18 protein-coding genes are annotated in these 24,003 nt (G+C 61.1%); 13 read left to right on the forward strand and 5 right to left on the reverse strand.

Annotation, left to right across the window (positions count from 1 at the left end):
• Positions 1-7 precede the first annotated feature (7 nt).
• From tssF to PSH78_RS13585, 12 genes are all read left to right on the forward strand, one after another.
• On the forward strand, positions 8-1,774 hold the full coding sequence (tssF, locus tag PSH78_RS13530) for a type VI secretion system baseplate subunit TssF (protein WP_305494689.1): 1,767 nt from the start codon (positions 8-10) through the stop codon (positions 1,772-1,774).
• Entirely contained in the window at positions 1,738-2,760 is a 1,023-nt protein-coding gene (gene tssG / locus PSH78_RS13535; RefSeq protein ID WP_305494690.1) for a type VI secretion system baseplate subunit TssG, read from the forward strand. Before tssF ends, tssG begins: the two co-directional genes overlap by 37 nt.
• A complete protein-coding gene (gene tssJ, locus PSH78_RS13540; protein ID WP_305494691.1) occupies positions 2,757-4,106 on the forward strand; it encodes a type VI secretion system lipoprotein TssJ in 1,350 nt (449 codons plus the stop codon). The genes tssG and tssJ overlap by 4 nt, the downstream gene beginning before the upstream one ends.
• A gap of 37 nt (positions 4,107-4,143) precedes the next feature.
• Positions 4,144-5,490 (forward strand): type VI secretion system baseplate subunit TssK, encoded by a 1,347-nt coding sequence (gene tssK, locus PSH78_RS13545; protein ID WP_305494692.1) that lies wholly within the window; start codon positions 4,144-4,146, stop codon positions 5,488-5,490.
• Positions 5,483-6,289, forward strand: a complete 807-nt coding sequence (gene icmH / locus PSH78_RS13550) for a type IVB secretion system protein IcmH/DotU (RefSeq protein WP_305494693.1) — start codon at positions 5,483-5,485, stop codon at positions 6,287-6,289. Before tssK ends, icmH begins: the two co-directional genes overlap by 8 nt.
• Positions 6,290-6,392: 103 nt before the next feature.
• A complete protein-coding gene (locus PSH78_RS13555) occupies positions 6,393-6,905 on the forward strand; it encodes an Hcp family type VI secretion system effector (RefSeq protein ID WP_305494694.1) in 513 nt (170 codons plus the stop codon).
• Between the two features lie 67 nt (positions 6,906-6,972).
• On the forward strand, positions 6,973-7,230 hold the full coding sequence (locus PSH78_RS13560) for a PAAR domain-containing protein (RefSeq protein WP_305494695.1): 258 nt from the start codon (positions 6,973-6,975) through the stop codon (positions 7,228-7,230).
• A 27-nt stretch (positions 7,231-7,257) separates the two neighbouring features.
• The gene (locus PSH78_RS13565; RefSeq protein ID WP_305494696.1) at positions 7,258-9,381 is read left to right on the forward strand and encodes a type VI secretion system Vgr family protein; all 2,124 of its coding nucleotides are present in this window, start codon (positions 7,258-7,260) and stop codon (positions 9,379-9,381) included.
• A complete protein-coding gene (locus PSH78_RS13570) occupies positions 9,378-10,265 on the forward strand; it encodes a DUF4123 domain-containing protein (protein WP_305494697.1) in 888 nt (295 codons plus the stop codon). Before PSH78_RS13565 ends, PSH78_RS13570 begins: the two co-directional genes overlap by 4 nt.
• Complete coding sequence (locus PSH78_RS13575; RefSeq protein ID WP_305494698.1) at positions 10,262-12,796, forward strand: T6SS effector BTH_I2691 family protein; 2,535 nt, start codon at positions 10,262-10,264, stop codon at positions 12,794-12,796. The genes PSH78_RS13570 and PSH78_RS13575 overlap by 4 nt, the downstream gene beginning before the upstream one ends.
• A gap of 20 nt (positions 12,797-12,816) precedes the next feature.
• Positions 12,817-13,785 carry a DUF6708 domain-containing protein gene (locus tag PSH78_RS13580; RefSeq protein WP_305494699.1) on the forward strand — a complete coding sequence of 323 codons (969 nt, stop codon included), beginning with the start codon at positions 12,817-12,819 and terminating at the stop codon, positions 13,783-13,785.
• 290 nt (positions 13,786-14,075) lie between these two features.
• Entirely contained in the window at positions 14,076-14,870 is a 795-nt protein-coding gene (locus PSH78_RS13585; protein WP_305494700.1) for an SDR family NAD(P)-dependent oxidoreductase, read from the forward strand.
• A gap of 25 nt (positions 14,871-14,895) precedes the next feature.
• Here PSH78_RS13585 and dctA read toward each other — a convergent pair whose 3' ends face one another.
• Both dctA and PSH78_RS13595 read right to left on the reverse strand, forming a co-directional pair.
• Complete coding sequence (dctA, locus tag PSH78_RS13590) at positions 14,896-16,203, reverse strand: C4-dicarboxylate transporter DctA (protein ID WP_305494701.1); 1,308 nt, start codon at positions 16,201-16,203, stop codon at positions 14,896-14,898.
• Positions 16,204-16,300: 97 nt separating this feature from the next.
• Positions 16,301-17,470 (reverse strand): mandelate racemase/muconate lactonizing enzyme family protein, encoded by a 1,170-nt coding sequence (locus tag PSH78_RS13595; protein ID WP_305494702.1) that lies wholly within the window; start codon positions 17,468-17,470, stop codon positions 16,301-16,303.
• 99 nt (positions 17,471-17,569) lie between these two features.
• Here PSH78_RS13595 and PSH78_RS13600 point away from each other — a divergent pair, with 99 nt between their 5' ends.
• Complete coding sequence (locus PSH78_RS13600; RefSeq protein ID WP_305494703.1) at positions 17,570-18,445, forward strand: LysR family transcriptional regulator; 876 nt, start codon at positions 17,570-17,572, stop codon at positions 18,443-18,445.
• Between the two features lie 6 nt (positions 18,446-18,451).
• Here the strand turns inward: PSH78_RS13600 and PSH78_RS13605 are convergent, their stop codons facing one another.
• The 3 genes from PSH78_RS13605 to PSH78_RS13615 form a co-directional block, all read right to left on the reverse strand.
• Positions 18,452-19,591, reverse strand: coding sequence for a carboxylesterase (locus PSH78_RS13605; RefSeq protein ID WP_305501257.1), 1,140 nt, complete (start codon positions 19,589-19,591; stop codon positions 18,452-18,454).
• A gap of 91 nt (positions 19,592-19,682) precedes the next feature.
• Positions 19,683-22,772 carry an efflux RND transporter permease subunit gene (locus PSH78_RS13610; RefSeq protein ID WP_305494704.1) on the reverse strand — a complete coding sequence of 1,030 codons (3,090 nt, stop codon included), beginning with the start codon at positions 22,770-22,772 and terminating at the stop codon, positions 19,683-19,685.
• The gene (locus tag PSH78_RS13615) at positions 22,769-23,911 is read right to left on the reverse strand and encodes an efflux RND transporter periplasmic adaptor subunit (RefSeq protein WP_305494705.1); all 1,143 of its coding nucleotides are present in this window, start codon (positions 23,909-23,911) and stop codon (positions 22,769-22,771) included. Before PSH78_RS13615 ends, PSH78_RS13610 begins: the two co-directional genes overlap by 4 nt.
• Between the last annotated feature and the right edge of the window lie 92 nt (positions 23,912-24,003).

The raw sequence follows: 24,003 nt of genomic DNA on the forward strand, positions 1-24,003 counted from the left end.
GGATGCGATGGACTTGAAACAACGCTTTGCCGAGGAGTTGCGCTACCTGCGCGAACTCGGCCGCGAGTTCGCCGAAGACAACCCGCAGCTGGCGCAGTTTCTCGGCGATCAGGCCGGAGACCCGGACGTGGAACGGCTATTGGAGGGCTTTGCCTTCCTCACCGCCAAGCTGGGGATGAAGATCGACGACGACTTGCCGGAGCTGACCCATCCGCTGTTGCAGATGCTCTGGCCCAACTACCTGCGGCCCTTGCCCAGCGCGACCATCATTCGCTTTACACCGCTGCCTAATGCGATCAGCCAGCGCCAGGTAATTCCCAAAGGCACGCCGTTGTTTGCCAAACCGGTGGATGGCATCTCCTGCCAGTTCCGCACCTGCACCGACGCCAACCTGTACCCGTTGGCCTTGCAAGAAGTCAGCGACGCGCACAGCCGTGAGGCCTCGGTGATGCGCATCGACCTCAAGGTGTTGACCGAGCAGCCGCTGACCAGCATGGCCTGCGCTCAGTTGGATTTTCATCTGGGCGGCGATAACGCCACCGCGCTGACCTTGTACCTGTGGCTTGCCCACTATCTGGACAGCGTTACGCTGCATATCAATAAGCAAAGCTATCGCCTGTCGGCCAAGGATATCGGCTTCCCCGGTTTCACCGTCGACGAGGCACTGCTGCCCTACCCGCGCAACGTGTTCGATGGCTACCGCATCCTGCAGGAGTACTTTGTGTTTCCGCAGCGGTACCACTTTTTCAGTCTGAACCGCCTGGCTCACGTTTGGCCGGATGTTAGCGCCACCACCCTGCGTCTCGAGTTTCAGTTCAGCCGGCCCATGCCGCCGGATATCCGCCTGCGTACCAGCGACCTGCACCTGTACTGCGCGCCGGCGGTCAACCTGTTCCGTCATGATGCCAACCCGATTGCGCTGGACGGGCGCAGCCTGGAGCGACGTATCAGCCCCAGCGGCGACCGCCCAGAGGCTTACGAAATTTTCAGTGTCGATCAGGTCGCCGGTTGGGACGCCGCCAACAAGGAGCGCAAGGGCGATCCGTTGCGACGCTTTACGCCGTTCGAGTCGTTCCAGCATGAGATCGAACATGCGCGAGGCCGCACCGCGCTGTACTTTCGCACGCATATCGAAGAATCCCATGGCCGCGAGGGCTTGCGTCATCGCATCGCTTTCGTGCGCGGTGATGAAAGCTTGTACATCGGCGAACATGAAACAGCGTCCATCGAACTGACCTGCACCAATCGCGATCTGCCTCAACTTTTGGGCGTGGGGGATGTATCACTGTCCACCGAAGTCACGCCATCGTTTGCCACCTACACCAACCTGATCGCACCGACCCGAAGCTACCGTCCAGTGCTGGACAGCAGCCTGCACTGGACGCTGATTTCCAATCTGTCGCTGAACTACCTGTCGCTGCTGTCGGCAGAGCCGCTCAAGGCAGTGATCCGCGCCTATGACTTTGCCGCCCTGCACGATCTGCAACAGGCCCGTGCCACCCGCAAGCGCCTCAATGGCATCCAGGATGCCGTGACCACCCCCATCGACTGGCTGATGAAAGGTCAGCCGGTACGCGGTGTGCAGACCCGCTTGCAACTGGACCAGAACGCGTTTCTCTGCGAGGGCGAGCTGTACCTGTTCGCCAGCGTGCTTTCGCACTTCTTCGCCCTGTACGCAAGCATCAACTCCTTCCACCGCCTGGAAGTGATCAACACCACTAACAACGAGCGCTATGAATGGCCACTGTTGACCGGCAGACAACCCGTGATCTAGCCGATGTGCTGCTGGCCGACGCGCGGAACTACTCGTTTCACCGTCTGCTGGAGCATTTGCACGCTTTGCATGGCGATGACTTGGAGGCGCAGCCCTTGAGCGCTGCGGCGCGCCGTCGGGTACGCCTGCAAAGCCATGCGGGGCTAGGCTTTCCGGCCTCCGACGTGGTATTGGCCGCGCGGGGGGAAGAGGATGGCGAAGAGGTGCGCTACCGCTTGCAGACCAGTTTCTTCGGCCTGCACGGCACCGACTCGCCGCTGCCCGGTTATTACCTGGATCGCCTGGCCTATGAACAGGCCCAGGAGCGCGGGATTCGCCCGGCGTTTATGGATTTCTTCAATCACCGTTTGCTGACCCTCCTGCACAGTAGCTGGCGCAAGTACCGCTACTACATTCGCTTTCAGGCCGAGGGCAGCGACCGGTTTTCGCGTTATGTATTTTCCCTGATCGGGTTGAACGACAGCGACCTGCGTGGCGCCACGCCACTGCCCTGGGGCCGCCTGTTGAGCTTTGCCGGCCTGATCGCCAGCCGCAGCCGCTCGCCCTCGGTGGTGTCCGGCATTGTTGAACATTGCTTCGACCTGCATGGTGTGTACATCCGTGAATTCGAGGCGCGTTCGGTGAGCTTGCCGCAGCGTCAGCGCATGGCGTTGGGCAAGGCCAGCGGCACCTTGGGCAACGACTTTGTGGTGGGTGACCGCAGCAAGACCCGCGCCAGCAAGTTCACCCTGGTGATTCCGAACTTGACTCAGGCGCGCTTTCGGCAGTTTTTGCCCAGCGGCGAGCAGTTCGGGCGGTTGCGCCAGTTGATAGATTTTCTGCTGCGCGATGCCACCGCCTACGACCTGGAACTGGGGTTGCGCGACGAAGATGTACCGCCCTTCAACCTGCTCCGCGACAGCGGCAGTCACTTGGGCTGGACCAGCTTCATCCAACACCAGGAACAACGTCTTCCCGCCGTGGTGCGGATTCGGGGGCGCGCATGAAGCTGAGCCTGGTTATCAGCAATCCTGCACAGCTGTTGCACGGCTATCTGCCCGCTCATCAATTTGGCCCACAGGGCGGCAGCATCGGCAGTGCCGCGGTGGATTGGCGCCTGGAAGATCGCCACAACAGCGTGCGGCCCAACCACTGCGACATCCGCGTCATCGAAGGACGGTTCTGCGTGATCGACCGCAGCGGCAGAACCTACGTCAACGGTCACGACCTGCCGCTTGAGCGTCATGTTGCAATAAGCCTCAACGACGGTGATCGGTTGCAGATCGGTGCGTATAAGGTCGCGGTTCAGCTGGGTGAGCACGCCTCAGGACAGCATTCGCTCGATGAGCTTCTCGGCGACCACCCCGAGGGCATGTACGTGTGGCGCCAGGAAGACCTGCCGAGTCGGCCGCCGACGGATAGACGACCAGCCACTTGCGCAGAATTCGAGCGCCTTTGCCAAACCGTGGATTTAGCCGAGCAAGGCGACCCGCTGCGAGCGATGCATGAAGCGCCGCCACCCGAACTGCTGGCTGACCGTTGCGCGCCTGCACCCAAGCGCACCGTCAGCCTGTTCAGCACCCTGCGCCTGGGCACCCTGTTGCTCGCCTGCCTGACCCTGGGCGGCTGCACCATGCTCGGCAAAGTCGGTCAGGTCATCTGGACCCCCTCCATCCCGGTCGGCGGCCCCGACGATCAGCCCAGTCGCTACTCCCTGAGCCTGCACGCCAGCGACGACGTCAACCCACGCCTGACCAGCACCGGCACTGCACCGGATGAAGGCGCGAGCCGTTCGCCCTACACCCTCCACGTGCAAGCCACCAGCCCGCAGGCGCTGACGGACAAGGTGCAAACCCTGCTCAATCACCTCTACGAAAACGTGCCGGCCCAGTCGCCACTGAGCGAAGAACCAACGCCCCTCGTGCCGATGTCGCCCGTAGAAGACACGCTGCTGGGCGACTACGACGCCCAGGACGTGCGCCTGACCACCCCCTGGGGCAACCCGGCCATGCAGCACGTCGCCACGCCGATCGCCTTCAAGGTTTTACAGTTGACCGACGACTCGCTGCTGGTCAACGCCAGTCCCCAAGCCATGGCCGAGGACCTGAAAAAGACCTTGGGCAGCACCTACATCCGCGCCGACGACTACCTGCTCCAGCCCGGCCAATTCAAGTTCGTCGACCTGCGCGCCCTGGATGAAGACACCCGCTTTATCGCGGTGATCGCCAACTACCACAGCAGCGAGGTCGGCCAGTGGAAACAGCGTCTGCGCGTCGAGCCCAAGGGCCGCCAGTACGCCGTGCTGGTGCAGTTGGATGCCGCCCAGGTCAGCCTCAAAGGAGAAACCCGATGACGCCCTTTTCAGTCGCTTTTGGCCCGAGTAATTACCGATGAGTTCACGCAACCCCGTCATCTGGCATGAAGGTTTGTTCGTCAAGCCCCAGCACTTCCAGCAACAGGCCCGTGCCGCCGAAGCCGCCGTGCACCAACGCCTGCACAGCCTGAACGACGCGCTCCATGGCTTCAGCGAGCTGGCGTTGAACGACGAATACCTGAGCTTCGGCAAAATCGCCATTACCCGGGCACGCGGGATCATGCCTGATGGCAGTGTCTTCGACATTCCCCACGACCTGGCACCGCCCTCCCCGCTGGAAATCGCCGACAGCAGCGCCGTCGGCCAAACCGTCTACCTGGCCCTGCCGCTGCGCTCCAGCGGCGCACTCGAAGTGCGCTGGCCCGACCAGTACGGCAACAGCCGCTACATCGCCCGCCGGGAAGAAGTTCGTGACACCCACAGCGATGACGGCGATCAGGTCGGCATGGACCTGGCCGTGCCCAACCTGCAATTGATGCTCGAACGCAGCGACCGCAGTACCTTCACCGGCATCGCCCTGGGCAAGATCAAAGACAAACGTCCGGACGGCAGCCTGGTGATGGACGAGCATTTCTACCCCACCAGCCTGTCCCTGCAAGCGGTGCCGGCGCTGCACCGCTACCTCGGTGAGGTGGCCGGGTTGATGCGCGAGCGGGCTAAAAATCTAGCCCAGCGTATTGGTTCACCGGGTCAGTCGGGGGTGGCTGACGTCACCGACTTCAACCTGCTGCAAACCCTCAACCGCTTGTTCCCGCTGTTCCAGCACCTGGCCCGCCAACGTCAGGTTCACCCGGAACGGCTTTACATCGCACTGGCCCAGGCCTGCGGCGAACTGGTGACCTTCACCGATGAAGGCCACCTGCCCCGGGAATACCCGGCCTACCAGCACGACAACCTGCGCGAATCCTTCCAGCTTCTGGAACACACCCTGCGCCGTGCCCTGGGCACCGTGCTGCAACCGCGCGCGGTTTCGCTGCCGATTGTTGTTCAACAGTACGGCGTACGCACCGCTGCGTTGAACGACAAGCGCCTGCTGGGCAACGCCGAATTCATCCTCGCCGTGCGCGCCGAACTGCCCGCCGAGACCCTGTGTCAGCAACTGCCCAAGCAGATCAAGATCACCTCCACCGAAGGGCTGGAGCAACTGGTCAGCCTGCAACTACCGGGTATTCCACTGCGGCCGCTGCCGGTGGCGCCGCGGCACCTGCCGTTCCATGCCGGCTTCAGCTATTTCGAACTCGACCGCCACCATTCCGCCTGGCAAAGCCTGAGCAGCGGCAGCGGGTTTGGTTTTCATATCGCCGGCGAATTCCCGGAGCTGGAGTTGCAGTTCTGGGCGATCAGGAGTGAGAAAGATGACTAAGCCCACACCGGACTCATGGCATCACGAGGAAGTTTCTGGCGCCATCAACTTTGATGGCGAAACGATCATTGTCAGCAACCAAACCTATTTGGCTGACCCGGAGTTCGACATGCGTGGTCTGGCCTGGAACCCGTTGTGCGATGCCGCCACGCCGCTGATCGGCCTGGTCATCCGCTTGCGGCGTCTGGACCAGCACGACGACGTGCCCGCGCTGTACAAAAGCGTCAGCAACCAGATCACCACGATCATGGAAGAAGTCAGCCAGCTCGACTACGACGCCGGCATGCTCAAGGCCTACTCCTACAGCCTGTGCCTGTTGATTGACGAGGTGGTCATGCGCACCACCTGGGGCAGGCTCTCCAGCTGGAGCGCACGCTCGTTGCTCAGCCAATTCCACGGCGAAACCCAGGGTGGCGAAAAATTCTTCACCGTCATGAACAACATGATCCTCGAAGCGCCCCGGTATCAGCATGTGCTGGAGTTCATGTACCAGTGCCTGGTCTCCGGTCTCAAGGGCAAATACGGCGCCCATACCAAGGGCGATGACGAAATACAGAAGATCATCACCCAACTGCACGGCCTGTTGCGCCCCTTGCGCGGCGAAACACCCAAGCGCCTGACCGACCCGCTGAAAAACGTCGCGCCGCGCAACTACCGGATCAAACGCGCCTGGCCGTTGTGGACGCCATGGGCATTGGCCGCTGTCGTGCTGACTTGCGCCTACACGATCTATTCCATGCGCCTGAACAGCATCACCCAGGAAGTGCTCGCCTCCCTGGAACGGATTCTCAACCTGTAACCGATTTTCAGTGCGCTCATCAGAGCACCTGCAAAGCCATGGCCGGTTGGCCATAACCCGCGACCTCATGGGGTCGTTCATTGATCGCGACAAGGAGTTTGTCATGCCAACACCTGCGTACATCAGCATCCACGGCCAGAGTCAGGGCCACATCACCAAGGGTGCGTTCACCGCCGACTCGGTGGGCAACGTCTATGTGGAAGGCCACGAAGACGAAATCCTAGCCCAGGAAATCGACCATCAGATCACCACGCCTACCGACCCGCAAAGCGGTCAGCCTGCCGGCCAGCGCGTGCATAAACCGCTGATTTTTACCAGCGCCCTGAGCAAAGCCTCGCCCATGCTCTACCAGGCACTGGCCACCGGCGAAATGCTGCCAACCGTCGAGGTCAAGTGGTTCCGCACCTCGGGCGACGGCAAGCAGGAACACTTCTTCACCACCAAGCTCGAAGACGCCACTGTCGTCGAAATCCACACCGTGCTGCCCCATGCGCAGGACAGCGACAACGCCAACTACACCCAGTTGATCAAGACCAGCCTGGCTTATCGCAAGGTCAGTTGGAGCCATGTGGTGGCTGGTACTGAAGCTTCGGATGACTGGCGCAAGCCGGCTTAAGCGCCAACCGGCACGTTCCGCCGCACAGGCGGCGGAGTGTTCACTGAATCAATTATGAGGAGGCCCTATGCCTGCCGTCGTTCTGGTCGGTCACGACCATGATTGCCCATTGTGCGGACCCACAACCGTCGACAGTGGTACTCGCAACGTGACCGTCAACGGTCGCGCCGCCGCACTTGTCGGCAACACCCTCGGCTGCGGTGCAGTAATCACCAGCGGCTCGCCTTCAATGAACATCAACGGAAAAGCCGTGGCCCGCGTCGGCGACACCACCGACCACGACGGCGAACTGGAAAACGGTGATAGCAGCTGGTTGATCGACTGACCCTCACACACTCGACATGGAGGCACCATGCCCCGCCAAAGCGACCTGCGTTTCACCTTTATGCCCTTGAAGGGCGACCTGTTCGAAGTGGTCTCGTTCACCCTCGAAGAAGGCCTCTCCCAGCCCTTCAAACTCGGTCTGGAACTGGCCAGCCACAACGCAGCCATCGACTTCAATCGGGTGCTCGATCTGGCGGGGCTGTTCACGATCTGGCGCGGCGAAACTCCGGTGCGTTACGTCCACGGCCTGGTCAGCTCGTTCACCCAGGGCGACACCGGCTTTCGTCGCACCCGCTACACCGCCGTGGTCGAACCGACCTTTTCGCGGTTTGGGCTGCGCTCCAACTGGCGTATCTTCCAGGGCCAGACCGTGCCCGACATCATCACCGGCGTGCTCGCCGAGCAAAAGCTGACCGACATCCGCACTGAAATCTGCTTCGAGCACCAACCCCGCGAATACTGCGTCCAGGCCGGCGAAACCGACCTCGATTTCATCGCCCGCCTCGCCGCCGAAGAAGGCCTGCTCTATACCTTCGAACACGGCGCCGACGGCCACACCCTCATCCTTACCGACCGCGTCGGCGGCCTCGGCACCATCGGCACCCACACCGATTGCCCGGTGATCTACCAGCCGATGGCCGGCGGCGATTTCATGGAACCGGCACTGAACCGCTTCCACTACACCGAACAGGTACGCACTGCCGTGCAAGTGCAGCGCGACTACACCTTCACCCACCCGCGCTACAACCAGCAGCACACCGCCACCGGCGACCTGGACCTGAACAACCAACACAAGGACTACGAACGCTACGACTATCCCGGCCGCTACAAACGCGACATCGCCGGCAAGCCCTTCACCAAAACCCGCCTCGCCGCCCTGCGCAACGACGCCAAGCTGGCCCATGTGGAAGGTGACGATGAACGCCTGCAACCGGGATTGGCCTTCGACCTCAACGATCATCCCCGTGAGGACTTCAATGATCGCTGGCGCACCATTGCCATCAAGCATGAAGGCAAACAGCACACCAGCTTGCAGGACGAATCGTTTGGTAGCGGCCTCGGTACCTCTTACACCATGAAGGCCACAGCCATCCGCTGGACCTCGGATTGGAAAGCGCCGTTGCGTGATAAACCCTGCATCGACGGCCCGCAGATCGCCACGGTGGTTGGCCCGCCAGGGGAAGAGATTTATTGCGATGAATGGGGACGGGTGAAAGTGCAGTTCCCATGGGATCGCTCGGACAAAAATAACGACCACAGCTCCTGCTGGATCCGCGTCACCCAGGGCTGGGCCGGAGCGACCTGGGGCGCCATGGCGATTCCCCGAGTCGGTCAGGAACTGATCATCAGCTATCTCGACGGCGACCCGGATCAGCCAATTGCCACCGGCCGTGCCTACCGCGAGACCAACCTGCCGCCGTATGAACTGCCGAAACACAAAACCCGCATGACAATCAAAAGCCGCACGCACAAAGGGGCAGGTTTCAACGAGCTGCGCTTTGAGGATGAGTTGGGGCAGCAGGAGGTATTTATTCATGCGGAGAGGGACAAGAATGTTCATGTCAAGCATGACAACACGATATTTGTGGGTAATGACCGCAGTGAGAAAGTCGGGCATGACGAGCGGATAGAGGTGGGCCACAACCGCGAGGAACAGGTAGGCAATGACGAACGGATAAGCATCCGCCAGGACCAATATCACAGTGTGGGTCGAGATCAAATGCAGAGCTTCGGACGTGACCACCAGATCACCATTGGCAAAGACCGGATCGAAACCATAGGCAATGATCGCCATGACACGATAGCAGTCAATCATCGTATGGATATCGGTGGGAACGCCGAACAGCTCGTACAGGGTTTTCAGCAAGTTTCTGTAGGAAAAGGTATAGGAACCAAAACTACAATCTATCAATTACAAGCAAGCGACAGCCTCGTTCTACAAGGCCCGGGTGGGAGCATTACTCTGGATGCCAACGGCATCACCTTCAGCGGAATTGCCATCTATCTGAAGGGCCCGGTACGACAAATCGCTAATGGCACAGGACATTCTTTAGCCCTCAGTGGTGTTCCTGCGAGTGGTGAACCGATCTGTATAGGTTGCTGGCTTAAAGCTGCTCGTGAGCACAAAGCTCTCGTGAAGGTGGACGCATGATCCCTTACGAGCTTCTTACGGCTTTGACAAATGAACTCTACGGGCATGGCGCCTCAAGCCCCCGATACCTTGTCGCCTTAATTGATATGGCGACATTGCCTGAGGAGACACAGCAAAAACTAATAGAGAACTTGGGAGATCTGCTGGCCCCACTTTTCCTCGCCCCTGGTCTGGAGAAACTCAGGCCTTTGGGACCTCATCTGGCGGTCTCATACGAGGCCACACACAAGGGAAACAGCGCCTTACTAGACAGGCTTTCGCCTTATGGCAGCAATGAAATCGTTGCATGGATTACTAGCACTTTGAGCCCTGATGCCCTGGTTCAACATTTGAGTCAGGCCACATTTGTCGACACAGAAACCGGTGAGCGTCACTTGCTCTGTTACTACGACAGCTTGGTCACGCCCAAACTGGTGCGTCATGCACCAAAACCGTGGAGAGACTGGTTGCTCGCCCCTATTGTCTCCTGGTGGTATCGGGGAGCTACCCCACAATACGAGCAATGGCACCGCGTTCGCGGACAAGCCCAGCCAAGCCCTGCGCAGCCCTCTCCGGAGTTAGTGATAACCACAGAGTTATGGCATGCGCTGGCAAGCGACCCTCTTCCTCATCGCCTACTAGACACTCTTGAAAAAACATCACCAGGCGTCTTCAGTACCCCATGCCATGGAGTACGCCTAGCGCTCATTGAGTCGCTGCTGAACAAAGGGAAAAGCTTGGGATTGATTGACCATCACAACCTGATCGACTTCGTATTCCTCAACCTTCAAAACACCTCTGAACAACTGGAAAACAGTGCTAACTGGCATGTAGCAGTGCAGCTTAGCGCCAAAGGCAAAGGACGCCTGAGTCAGCTGTACCTCCAAGGAGAAAAACGACCATGACGGACACAACCGACCTATTAAGCTTCATTTCCCGACAGACCCACAGCACTGAGGGCAACAGCCCTTGCGTCAGTTGTAAAAGAACCGTATCCATACTGCCCCTGCGCTATGCGGTGGTGGGGGACAGCCAGGCAGAAGCGGCCCAGACGTCTGCCTCCATACCTGCGAGCTCTTTCAAAGTCGCGTTTCTCCCTTCGCTTACTACCGCACGCTACGTCGTACGCGCTCTGCGCGATGGCTATCTCTACGTGTTCATTGACCGTACCGAAACGGGCTGGGTATGCGAGGGCGCCTATCAAACCTACAGCAGCGGCTTGTGCAAGGCCATATGGCCTGCCACCCCGGACGACCTGGGGCTGGGCGGCCTGCCGGACTTCGGCGATCGGGTCATCCAGGTCAGCGATCCTGAAGACGTCAACGAAGCCCGGCTGCTGTTCACCCCGGACCTGCTGACGCCGCGCCTGCTCGCCGAGATCCGCACGCAACCGCGGCTGCGCAACACCCTGCGCAAGGTCGATATCCGCCAACTGATCCAAAGCTGCAGCCACACCGCACACATCATCGAGGCGCAGGCGCTGGACAGTAGCGTCGCCGACCTGCTCGGGCCGACCTCCCCGCCCTTGATGGCGCACCTTGGCGAGCAACTGTTTGCGCCCCCGGCCGGCTACTCGACCCTGGCGGGTGTGACCACCCGGCTTGGCGCAACGGCGACCCAGGCGCAGGGTTTTGCCGTGGTGCTGGACGACCCGATCGGCATCACCCAGGAGCTCAACGCCTGGCGCAATCAGAGCGTGGAGACGCTCGAAACCTTCATGCGTAAAACCGACGGCGAAGGCATCGACAACCAGCGCAAACACACCGTCGCCTTCGGCCTCGAAAACCTCAAGCTCACCCTCGCCGAACAAGCCGAGCAGCGCTACGTCAACCACGCCAACTCGCTTGGCGTGAGGTACACCGACCGCGAGTACGCCAGCAGCAACGTCCACATGGTCACGGCGTCGATGGGCAGCTACCGCAGCTTCCGCAACCCCGCCGACCAACAGCGCCAGGAGCGGCACGATATCGAGCTCGCGCGCCAGGACAGCTGGGCGAAACGCTACGCGCCATCGGTCGACGAAGCGCGGCTGCAGGCCTTCATGGCAGAGTTTGATGCGGCCGTCGCCCAAGCCGATGCGATCAAGGATCAGCGCGCCGCCGATCATTTGCAGTGGCTCGACAGCACCGCGTTGCTCGAGGCTTTTGCCTATTACGATGCCAAAGACAGCGGCAACGGCCTGGCGTTCGAAGCACAACTGGGCGTGGCCGTTGCCGGCATGAACAGTACCGCCTTGGGCGAGGCGCAAATCGACAGCTGGAGCGCCCTCGACGGCACGACCGCGAACAACTGGTTTTGGCGCGGGCTTGCCCAGAATCAGACCCAGGCCATCGAACAGATCAATCAGTTGCTCGCCCAACGCTCGCAACTGCCGACCCTGGACGGAGCTCAGCTACAAGCCTTGAGCAAGTCACTTGTCGATATCTACGCCAAAGCCCACGCGCTGGTCGGCGAGGTCAGCCTCAATACGCCGCCCTCTGCCATCCGACTCAGCGGCGCGGTGCTGCTGACCAACACCTTCGGTACCCGCCTGCTGCAAAGCAGCGCGGCGTCCAGGCTGGACGGCCCGCTCAACACCGCGCTGGCCCTGGTGTTCAAGGCGAGGCTGGGCCATTTGGGAGAGCAACTGCATTTCGAAAGCACGACCATGCCGCTCAGCCAGGGGGGCAAGGCGAAAATAGGCCTGGCCGCCCACAAGAGCTTCGGCGACTCGCTGGCCGCGGGCGCCGCCGGGCCCATGCTGGAAGTGCGCCTGGGCAGCACCCTGGCCTTGCTGGAGGTCTGGAACCTGAAGCTGAAGGCAGAAAAGGCGGACAAAGGCACGCGCGAGTACATCGAGCTGACGGCTGCCATGCTCGCGGTGTCGGCGGTCGGGCTGGAGTTGGGGGCGGTGGCGGTGGGGTTGGCCGAGCGAAGTCATAACACGGCGATTCGCCAGGCCGGCCGGGTGATGGGGAGTCAGTTGAAGTTGATGGCGGGGGTGTTGGCGGGGGGAGCGGCATTTGCGGGTACGCTTTTTGATCTGAATGATGCTAACGATGCACATGACCGAGGAAATTATTCGCTAGGAGCTGCATACGTGCTACGCGCCACAGCTCAAGCCGGAGCCGCGCTCTTTTCAACAGCCATAGGCCTGGCAGCAGCAGGCCCGTATTTAGAACGGCTAATGCAGATACATGGACGAAATCGTTTATTGGTATATGCCTATCAAACATCCACACAACTCGCATTAAAAATGGCTTTTATGCTGCGTTGGTGCATACGAATCAACCTGGTGATTTTCGCAACTTCCGTCGCGTTAGAAATGCTGCTCCCCAATGAGCTTCAGAATTACTTGAACCATAGTACTTTCCGAAAAGATCGAGGTAATGGGACCCCAGAATCCTTAAAGCAAGAGCTAAAAAATCTTCACAAAGCTATCGAGGCGACCCTCTAATGTATTTTTTGGAATGGCTTATGTACGATGGCCGTGCAACAACTGACTACGAAGCTCTGGCAAAGGAGGCTGACAGACAAATCAAAGAGGAAATAAAACTGCCTCCTATTCGTGTAACGCAGAAGATTTCGACATCGATCACGGATAATGAGTCACTCTATACCTACAACTCAGAATATATCGACGTGCGTACTCCAAACGATGAGAAGCGTGGACTTATCACTTTTTTGGTCGGTGGCTGTGGCGCTGCCTTGCTGTGGATGCTAGGCATGACACTATATTATGCAGTTAGAGATTACTCGGCAGGATACAAAGGCGATCATATCCCACTGGATGTAATAGACTGCATATTGTTGGGGACAATTCCATTCATACCCTTAACTGCTCTCTACTTATACGCAAAGTACGTCTTCCGCTACCTGCGACTTGAAATTTTCACCGCCCGACGCCTGATCGTCCGCTTCAACCGCGTCACCCGCAAGATCTACCTGCTTCGCCCCAAACACCTGGGAGGCATCGTCGCCTTGGATTGGGACACCGCCGAAGTCTGTATCAACCCGAAGATGTCCGAACTGGACGGCACCGGTGGTTTCGTCATGCTGGGATGGGACAAGGAAAGCCACTCCGTCCGTGACGCCGACGGCCATCTCAAGGACGACTTCGAAATCACCTTCGTGGGCAAGCCAACCCGTAACGCCTCCGAACTCTTGGCGTTCTGGGAATACATTCGGCGCTACATGGAAGATGGTCCGGAAGCGGCGCCAAAACCCAAAAAACTCATCGGCAAATTTCCCTGGCCGTGGCGCTCTTTCATGGCCGTGTGGCAACTGGACAGCCGGTTCGTGAAAATCCCTCAGCTATGGATCTTCCTGCCGATCTATGGCCTGTTACTGCCGTTGATCCTCGTGCATGCCTGTGGCCATTGGGTGTCCCTGCTGCTGTGTTACGAGCCAAGGTTTCCTCGTTCCATTGAGGATGCAGGCCGCTGATCCCATGAAATCCGATTCAGCTGATTACTGGAGTTTCAGTAACCCCACCCTCCGACTCAGCGGCGCGGTGCTGCTGACCAACACCTTCTGCACCCGCCTGCTGCAAAGCAGCGCGGCGTCCAGGCTCGATGGCCCGCTCAATACCGCGCTGGCCGTGGTGTTCAAGGCGAGGCTGCCCCTCCCGTATAGAAATTCGTCTCGATCCTGCTGGAGCAGTGGCCACAGTAGAGCGCTCTTTGTACCCGTAAACAGATGCCATACTGACCGACCACCACTCTTGGAAGACTGCCATGCCAAACGCAATCGGACACCACCCTGTAGCGCTCATCAGCGGCGCTGGCAGCGATGCGGGCATCGGCATGGCGATTGCCCGCAGGCTCGGTGCCGCCGGCGCCAGGCTGATCGTTACCGCCAGCAGCGCGCGCATCGAAGAACGCATCGAAGCGCTGCGCGCCGAAGGGTTTGAAGTCGCGGGGCAGCCCCTCGACCTCACCGATGAAAACCAGGTGCGCGAGTTTGGGTCGTGGGCAGAGTCCGTCTGGGGCCGGATCGACATCCTGGTGAACAACGCGGGCATGGTCATGCAAGGCAGCCCGGAGGCTTTCTCCGAGGTGGCGACCATGGACCTGGCGCTGTGGAACCTGTCGCTGACGCGGAATGTAACCACGGCGTTCCTGCTGACCCGTGCCGTGTTGCCCGGTATGCAGTCGCGCAATTACGGACGCATCGTCAATATCAGTTCCACCACCGGCACGCGGTGCAGCAATCCTGGCGAGGCGGCCTACAGCGCCGCGAAGGCCGCCATGGTGGGCATGAGCATGGGCCTGGCGCTGGAAGTGGCCCGGCAGGGAATCACGGTGAACTGCGTCGCACCCGGCTGGATCGCCACCGGCTCGACCACCGCCGAGGAAGCCAATGCCGCGCGCTACACCCCGATGCGCCGGGCCGGGCGCCCGGAGGAAGTCGCCGCGCTGGTCGCCTTCCTCGCCTCTGGTGAGGCGAGCTACATCACCGGGGAAGTGATGGTGGTGGACGGCGGCAACTGCCTGGTCGAGAACAAGGCGCCGGACCGGTCATTCGACTGACAAATCGCATGACCGGTCGCCGTCGTCATTTATGCGCCAACAGCGACTTTCGATCGGCCTTCTCTTGCTTCATCGCCGCGATCTCGCGCTCGCAGGCTTGCACATCGAAGGAGTTATCCCACTTGGCAATGGCGATGGTGCCGATTCCATTGCCGATCAGGTTGGTCACGGCCCGAGCTTCATTGAGGAATCGGTCGATACCCAGCAGCAACACCAACCCGACCAAGGGAATGGAATGAATCGTGGTGAGTGTCGCGGCGAGGGTCACGAAACCGGCGCCGGCAACGCCCGCCGAGCCTTTTGATGTGAGCAGGAACACCCCCAGCAGGATCATCTGGTCCATGAACGTCAGCGGCGTATTGGTGGCCTGGGCGATGAAGATCGCCGCCATCGTCAGGTAGATGCAGGTGCCATCGGCATTGAAGGTGTACCCGGTGGGCAAGACCATGCCCACGACTGACTTCTTGCAGCCGAGTTTTTCAAGCTTGACCATCATTCGCGGAAGCACCGCTTCGGTCGAGCAGGTCCCCAGCGTGATGAGGATCTCGTCCTTGAAATAACGAAGGAACTGCATCAGCGGCATCCCTGACCATCGGGCGACCGCGCCCAATACGACGACGATGAAAATCAGCGTCGTGACATAGAGCGCCACCAGCAACTGGCCCAGGGACAGCAACGTGCCGATGCCATATTTGCCGATGGTGAATGCCATGCCGGCACCCGCGCCGATTGGCGCCAGGCGCATGACCATCGCGACTATCCTGAACAGCCCCTGCAGGAACAGATCGATGGTGTTGATCAGCGGCTTGCTGGTTTCGCCCATTTGCACCAGGGCGACGCCCATCAATACCGACAGCAGAATCACCTGGAGCATGACGCCATTGGAGAATGCGCCGACGAACGTCTGCGGGATGATATTGAGAAAGAACTCGATGGTGCCGCCCTGCTCACTCGCCGCCTGGCTGTACTTGCTGATGGAGCTGCCATCAAGGGAGCTGGCATTGATGTTCATTCCGACGCCAGGCTTGACGACGTTGACCACCACCAGGCCGACGACCAGCGCAATGGTCGAAAGGATCTCGAAGTAGATCAGCGCCTTCACACCAATCCGTCCGACCTCCTTGATGCTGCCCATCTTGGCGATACCCACGACCACCGTGCCGAAGATGATCGGCGCCAACAGCATCTTGATGAGTTTGATAAAGCCATCGGCGAAGGGCTGGAGCTTGGCCCCGACATTCGGGATGAAGTAACCGATCGCTGCGCCGATCACGATACCTATCAGTACCTGCACATACAGCTGGCTGTACCAGCGAGACTTGGAGATTTCCACGAGAGCACCTCATTTTATTGTTGTGATGGGCATGTGGCGGGCGTCATGTGCGACGCCCGATGCCGCAGCCTCGTTGGAGACTGCGGCATGACGACGATCAGCCCTCGCCCAGCTCGCGCATGACTGCGTACAGGGCCGACTTGGCTTCGAAACCGACACCAGGAATATCCGGCAGGCCGACGTAGCTGTTTTCCACGCGGATGCCGTCGGCAAAACCACCGAACGGCTGGAACACATCGGGGTATGACTCGTTGCCGCCCAGGTGCAAACCGGCGGCGATGTTCAGGGACATCTGATGGCCCCCGTGGGGCACCACGCGGCGCGAAGACCAACCCATCTCTTCCATGACTTTCAAGGTACGCATGTACTCCACGAGCCCGTAGGACAGGGCGCAATCGAACTGCAGGTAATCGCGATCCGGGCGCATGCCGCCGTGCCGCAGCAGGTTGCGCGCGTCCTGGTGGGAGAACAGGTTCTCACCGGTCGCCATCGGCAGTTCATAGTGATTGGCGAGCTCGGCCTGGAGCGCGTAGTCCAACGGATCGCCGACTTCCTCGTACCAGAAGAGGTTGTACTGCTTGATGGCTTCGGCGTACGCGATACCGGTCTCCAGATCGAAGCGACCGTTGGCGTCGACTGCCAGTCGCCGGCCATCGCCGACCACTTCAAGTACCGCTTCGATGCGCCGGATGTCTTCATCCAGTGGCACCGCGCCGATCTTCATCTTGACCACGTCATAACCACGATCCAGATAGCCCTGCATTTCTGCCTTGAGCTTGCTCTGGTCCTTGCCCGGATAGTAATAACCACCCGCCGCATAGACCCAGACCTTGTCATCCGCGACGCCGCCGCGATAACGGTCGGCCAGCAGGCGGTACAGCGGCTTGCCTTCGATCTTGGCGACCGCGTCCCACACGGCCATGTCGATGGTGCCGACGGCAACCGAGCGCTCGCCGTGGCCACCCGGTTTCTCGTTGGTCATCAGGGTTTTCCAGATAGCGAACGGATCCAGGTTGGCGTGTTCCTTGTCGATCAGCGTTTCCGGGTCGGCCTCGGTGACTCGCGCCAGGAAGCGATCACGCATCAGCGCGCCCTGGCCGTAGCGACCGTTGGAGTTGAAACCGTAACCGATCACCGGTTTGCCATCGCGAATCACATCGGTGACAACCGCCACGACCGAGCAGGTCATTTTCGAAAAATCGATATAGGCGTTGGCAATCGGAGAGGCGATGGAAACGGTTTTTTCGCGGATGTCGACGATACGCATGAGGGGTTCCTCTTGTTGTGGTTGGCCTCACGTTATGCTTTGCGACGAAACCCGCCCAATGCTATTAATGCCGCGCCCTATGCACAGGAGGCATTGCCCTTGGAACTCGTCTGGCTAGAAGATTTTTCAGCGCTTGCAGAGTACGGCAGCTTCGTTCGCGCCGCCGAAGCGCGCCACGTCACGCAGCCGGCTTTCAGTCGCAGGGTCCGTTCGCTGGAAAACTGGATGGGCGTGGATCTGTTTGTGCGCACGCCTCAGGGCGCGACGCTGACCGAGGCCGGAAGACAGATTCTGCCTGGCGCCCAGGAGGCTGCGAGGCGCCTCTACAGGCTGCGCACCGAGGCCCAGGAAGTCGCCGGAGTGGCCGCCAAGACGCTGCAATTTGCAGCCACGCATTCGCTGTCGTTCACGTTTTTTCCGCGCTGGCTGAGAAGCGCCGAGAATGGCGCGCCGATCGATGCCGTGCGCCTGCACTCGGACAGCATGGCGGTGTGCGAGCAGATGCTGATTCACGGCCAGGTGCAGTTCCTGCTCTGCCATCGGCACCCCGACGTACCGCCACTCCTCGCGCCTGATCAATTCAGCGGAAAAAAAGTCGGCGAGGACGTCCTCATACCCTTGGCGAGTGCCTCGGCCAATTTCGGTACCTCACCGGCGACGTTGCCCTACCTGGCCTACACCCAGGAATCGGGGCTTGGGCGTATCGTCGCTCACCGACTCCACGGCAAGGAGGAATACCTGCACCTCAAGCCGCTTTTCAGCAGCCATCTCGCCGCGGTGCTGATGTCGATGGCACTGGAAAGCAAGGGCGTCGCCTGGCTGCCCAAAAGCCTGACAGAACAGGAAATGGCCGACGGGCGCCTGGTCCGGGCGCTGGATGAAAGCTGGGATATTCCATTGGAAATCCACCTCACCCGCCCAACCGCGCCGATCAGCGCAGCGGCAGAGGAGTTCTGGAACAGGCTGAAGGGTTAGGGCAATTCAACTGCCCTGCTCTGCCACCTGTAAAACCCCACGAATCACCCCGGACTGCCATTCGAAATAAGGGTTGTAAGTCAGCCGCGCGTGGATTTTTCCTGGCTCGCTGTACCCCCAATCCGAATACCAGACCTCTTCCCCCGCTTCGCAGCGGGCCACTTCGTCGGCGTTGCGGCTGTTGCGGCAGAACCGCAAGCTGCCCGAGCGACCGTAGAGCGGGTTGGCTGGCGAGAAGAGGATGCCCATGTGGGAAAACTGGCTGATGCGTTCATCGGCGATGCGGTCGCTGCGCGTCAGGATGCGGTGTTGCTGCGCGGCATCCCTATCACCGGCCGGCTCCGCCTGGCCATACCAGATCAACCGGCTCGCGGCATGGGTGAAGCGCCGTTGGAACAGCTCCCGCACGTAGCGCACGTCGACGACTGAATCCTGCTCGGTCAGCACGATCACCACCGGCCGGTCGAAGTCCTGCTGCTCGATAAGCCGGCGAACCGCTACGCTGCTGCGGTAGAACTGGGCAAAGCCGTTGGTGGGGACGTTGTGGTAGCGCACGGGCGACTGCTGCGGCCGGGAATTATCGGGCGCAAGGATCCAGGTCTTGAAATGCGCCAGCCAGGGCGTGGCCCAGTCGTAGGACTCGCTCGAGCGAAAGGCCGGGGAAAACAGCACCAGGCCCTTGATGTCCGGGTCCTTGGCGGCATAGGCCAGCGCCAGATTGGCGCCGGTCGAGAAACCGCCCAGGTAGACGTTCGCGAACTCCTTGTGCAGCAACGCAACCTGCTGCTCGACCAACTGTTGCCACTGTTCCAGTTGCACATCGATCAGGTCGGCCGGCTTGGTGCCATGCCCGGGCAGCAATGCGACACGCACCACGTAGCCTTGCGCGGCCAGATCCCGGGCAATATCGACGAAGGACCAGGGTGAATCCCCCAGGCCGTGAAGCAAGAGAATAGCCTTGGTGGAGGGAACATCGGGGCGCACCTCATAAGGAGCGTTCCAGGCCAGCTCATCGGCGCGATTCTCGGTCTGGAACAGGCGCTTTTCTTCAATCCAGGCGCGGGACGCCTGGGCATAGGCCTGGAAAGTTTCCGGCTCGGTCATGGCATCGGCCGCGCTGGGTTGCCGCGCGCAACCTGCCGTCATTGCAAGGCATGCCAAGGTCGCGACGACTCCCAGCATGAGCCGGCGCCAAGGCGACGTCACAATCCTGATCTTTACTGAAACCATCAATTGATCACTCCAGCGCTTCGCTGCGAGAAACGTTACCGGTGCGTTTGTACAACCACTGTGCCCCATCGTCCACATAGGAAAACACCACGGGTATGACCAGCAGGCTCAGCAGCGTGGACGTGACAAGCCCGCCAATCAGGACGATGGCCATCGGTGCGCGAAAGCTCGGGTCGGCCCCCAGCCCCAGGGCGATTGGCATCATGCCTGCGCCCATCGCGATTGTCGTCATGACAATCGGCCGGGCGCGTTTGCCGCAGGCGTCGAGGATCGCTTGCTGGCGGCCCAGGCCGTCGCGTCGCCGCGCGAGGATGATGTAGTCGACCAGCAGGATCGAATTTTTCGTCGCGATGCCCATCAGCATGATCAGGCCGATCATCGAAGGCATGGACAATGTCGAGCCCGTAACAAACAGCGCCACGAAGGCTCCAGGCACCGAGAGTACCAGGGCGGCAAGGATCGTCAGCGGCTGCAGGAAATCCTTGAGCAGCAGCACCAGGACCATGTAGATGCATAACACTCCGGTCAACATCGCCACGCCGAATCCGGAAGCCAGTTCGCCCATGGCCTCGGCATCGCCTACCGATGTTCGCACCAGGCCCGGCGGTAGATTCTGCAAGCCTGGCAAGGCCAGGACCGCCTGCTCGATGTCGCCCAACGGCTGGCCGTTCGTCTCGATCTCGATATTGACATTGCGCATGCGGTCGAACCGTTCGATTTGCGCCGGGCCACTGCTGATCTCCAGCGTCGCCACGTTCTCCAGCGCTACCGGACCACGCGCGCCAGGCACCGGCAGACGTTTCAGCGTCTCGAAATCCGTGCGGGCGGTGTCGCTCAGCCGCACCACGATAGGCACCTGGCGGTCGCTGAAATTGAGCTTGGCAAGCTCCTGGTCATAATCTCCCAGGGTGGCCACGCGGAGCGTGTCGGCAATCGCGCTCGCGGTCACGCCCAGGTCGGCGGCCCTGGCGAAATCCGGCCGAACCACCAGTTCAGGGCGCATCAGGCTGGCGCTCGAGATCACCGCCCCCACGCCCGGCACGCTACGCAGCTCTCGCTCCACCTGCTGCGCATGCCGAGTGAGCAAGCTAGCGTCCTCACCCGCAAGCACCAACACGTAGTTTTCCGACTCGCCCATACCGACCTTGATACGCGCGCCAGGCAACACGGCGAGCGCTTCGCGTAGCTGGTTTTCCAGCTGTTGCCGGGTCAATTCGGGACGCTCGTTGCGGTGCGTCAGGTTAAGCGTCAGCACCGCCGTGCGGACATTCGCGACATCACTGCCAGCCGGTTCGATCAGGTCCGCGCCGGCGCTGCCATCCCCCACCGCCGTGTAGACCTTCTTGACCTGCTGATTTTGCATGACGATCTGCCGCGCTTGCTCAGCCAGCGCCAGCGTGTCGCCCAGCTTGCTGCCGGGCGCAAGCGTGAGGGTGACCTGGGTCTGCCAGTCGTCTTCCGGTGGAATGAAAGTGCTCGGCAAAACGGTGGCGAGCAGCAGTCCCCCGGTAAAAAAAGCCATGGCGCCGAGGATGGTCACAGCGCGATGGCGCAGGCACCAGCGCGCCCAGGACAGGTAGCGGTTTATCCACTCGGCGGCCCCGCGCGCCGGCCTTTTCGGCGCGCGCATCAGGTAGGCCGCCATCATCGGCGTCAGCAAGCGGGCGACGACCAGGGAGAAAAACACTGCGGTTGCCGCCGTCCAGCCAAACTGGACGAAGAACTTGCCGACCGTACCGCTCATGAAAGCCGTGGGCAGGAACACCGCGATCAGCGTGAATGCGGTGGCGACCACCGCCAGGCCGATTTCATCGGAGGCATCCATGGCCGCTTGATAAGGCTTCTTGCCCATCTGCAAGTGCCGCCCGATGTTCTCGACCTCGACGATGGCGTCGTCCACCAGCACGCCGACGACCAGCGACAGCGACAGTAGCGTCACGGTGTTGAGGGTGAACCCCATCCAATGCATCACGGCGAACGTCGGTATCGCCGACAACGGCAACGCGACGGCTGAAACGAAGGTCGCGCGCCAATCCGGCAGGAACAGGAACACCACCAGCACCGCGAGCGCCGCGCCTTCATAAAGCAGGTGCATGGAGCCCTGGTAATTCTCGATCACTGGGTCGACGAAGTTGAAAGCCTGGGTGACGGTGATTTCGGGATGACGGGTCTTGAGCAACTCCAGGGCGGCGCGTACGCCTTCATCCACCTCGATTTCACCGGCGCCTTTGGCGCGGGTGATTTCAAAACCGACCACTGGCTTACCGTCGAGGAACGCCGCCGAGCGGCGTTCGCCGACGGTATCGGACACTGTAGCTAGCTGGTCGAGCCGGACACGCCGGCCGTCGCTCAAGGTCACGTCAAGCAAGGCGATTTCCCCGGCCGACTGCACCGTGGCGAGGGTGCGCACCGTCTGCTCGGCGCCGCCCAGGTCCACACGTCCGCCCGATGCCTCTTGCTGGATCAGGCGCAACTGGCGGGAGACGTCCAGGGCCGAGGTGTTCAGCGCCAGCAGACGCGCGGGATCGAGGTCGATGCGAATTTCCCGGGCCACCCCGCCGACCCGCGTGACGGCCCCCACGCCAGGCACCGCCAGCAAGGCTTTGCTGACGTTGTTATCGACAAACCAGGACAGCGCTTCGTCGTCCATCCGCGTTGCCGAAACCGTGTAGGTCAGGATCGGCGAACCGGCGAGTTCGATCTTGCGGATTACCGGGTCGCGCAGGTCGGCGGGCAGGTCGGCCCGAACCCGGGAGACCGCATCACGCACGTCATCAAGCGCTTCCTGGGTGGGCTTGTCGAGATGGAACTCGACCGAGATAGAGGCATTGCCATCGGTCAGGATGCTCTGAATATGCTTGACGCCCTGCACCGTTGCGAGCGAGTCCTCAAGCTTGCGGGCCACGTCGTTTTCCAGTTGCGCGGGCGAAGCCCCGGGCAGCTCGGCCGACACGCTGACCATCGGCAGATCGACGTCAGGGAAGTTCTGCACCTTCATCTTCCAGAAGCCCATCAAGCCGGCGAAGGTCAGCAGGATGAACAACAGGACCGAAGGCGTCGGATTGCGGATCGACCAGGACGACAAGTTGAGGCTCATTGGGCGCTCCCCCGTGCTGGGTGGTTGTTCATTGGGTCGGTGCGCGCCTGGACAACCCGGACGAGGTCACCCTCGGCAAGAAATCCACCGCCGGTTTCGACCACCGCGGCGCCAGCGTCGATACCCGCGGTTATCTCGATGCGGTCGCCGACGCGGCGGCCGACCGTCACCTTGACCTGGCTCACCTTCAATTGCGGCCCAACCTGCAGCACATAATTGAAACCGTCACGCTGCAGCACGGCGCTCTGGGGCAGCGTCATCATCCGCTCGGCGGCCACCTCGAACTCGCCACGGGCAAACATCCCGGCACGCGCCGCCGTGCCCGCGGGCAAGTCGACATAGACCAGGCCGTTGCGGGTCTGCAGGTCGACCGTCGGCGCAACCCTGCGCACCCGGCCCTCGATCGCCCCGCCATTGACCGGAGTCACCTGCGCAGTCTGGCCGGGGCTGAATTTGACAAGGTCGGGGGCCGCGACTTCAGCGCGCCATTCGAGCCGTCCGTTGCGAATCAAGCGAAACAGCTCCTGGCCTGCGGGCAGTACCGCGCCCACCGTGGCACTGCGCGCCGAAATCACCCCGTCATCGGGGGCCAGGACCTGGGTCTGGGCCAGACGCAGGTGCTGGATACGCTCCAGCGCCCTGCCCGCCTCCAGCCGCGCCTGAGCCGTGCGTTCGGCCGTCAACTGTTGGTGAACCTCCTGCTTCGACAGCGCCCCGCTCGACTGCAATTGACGGGCGCGCTGCGCATTGGCTCGCGCCTCGGCAAGCGTCGCTTGCGCTTCGGCGGTGGCGGCGCGACGCTGGGCGAGTTCAGCGGCCATCGTCTCGGCGCTGAACGTGGCAAGTACCTGGCCACGCCGGACCACATCGCCCACGTTGACCATGACCTCGGCCAATCGCAAGCCATCGGCCTCGGTGCCAACACTGGCTTCCTGCCAGGCGACGATGTTGCCGTTCGCCTGGATACGGATCGGCAGCATGGCCGATTGCAGTCGGGTGACGGCCACCGTCAGCGCCGGCCTGGCAGGCACGTCGGCCTTGACCTGGCGAGGGCCGGGCGAAACAACGGTCATCCCGGCGGCGATGGCGCAGGCCATGGTCACGACAAACAGCACGACATGCCGTGTTTTTCTTTTCATAGGGTGCGTATTCCTGCGCAAGATGCCGCGATTGCTTGAGACGGCAACTATCCGCCAGGAAACCTTGCGCAAGTCTTACCGGCAAAAAGGCG

The organism is Pseudomonas sp. FP198, from assembly GCF_030687895.1.
Taxonomy (GTDB): Bacteria; Pseudomonadota; Gammaproteobacteria; order Pseudomonadales; family Pseudomonadaceae; genus Aquipseudomonas.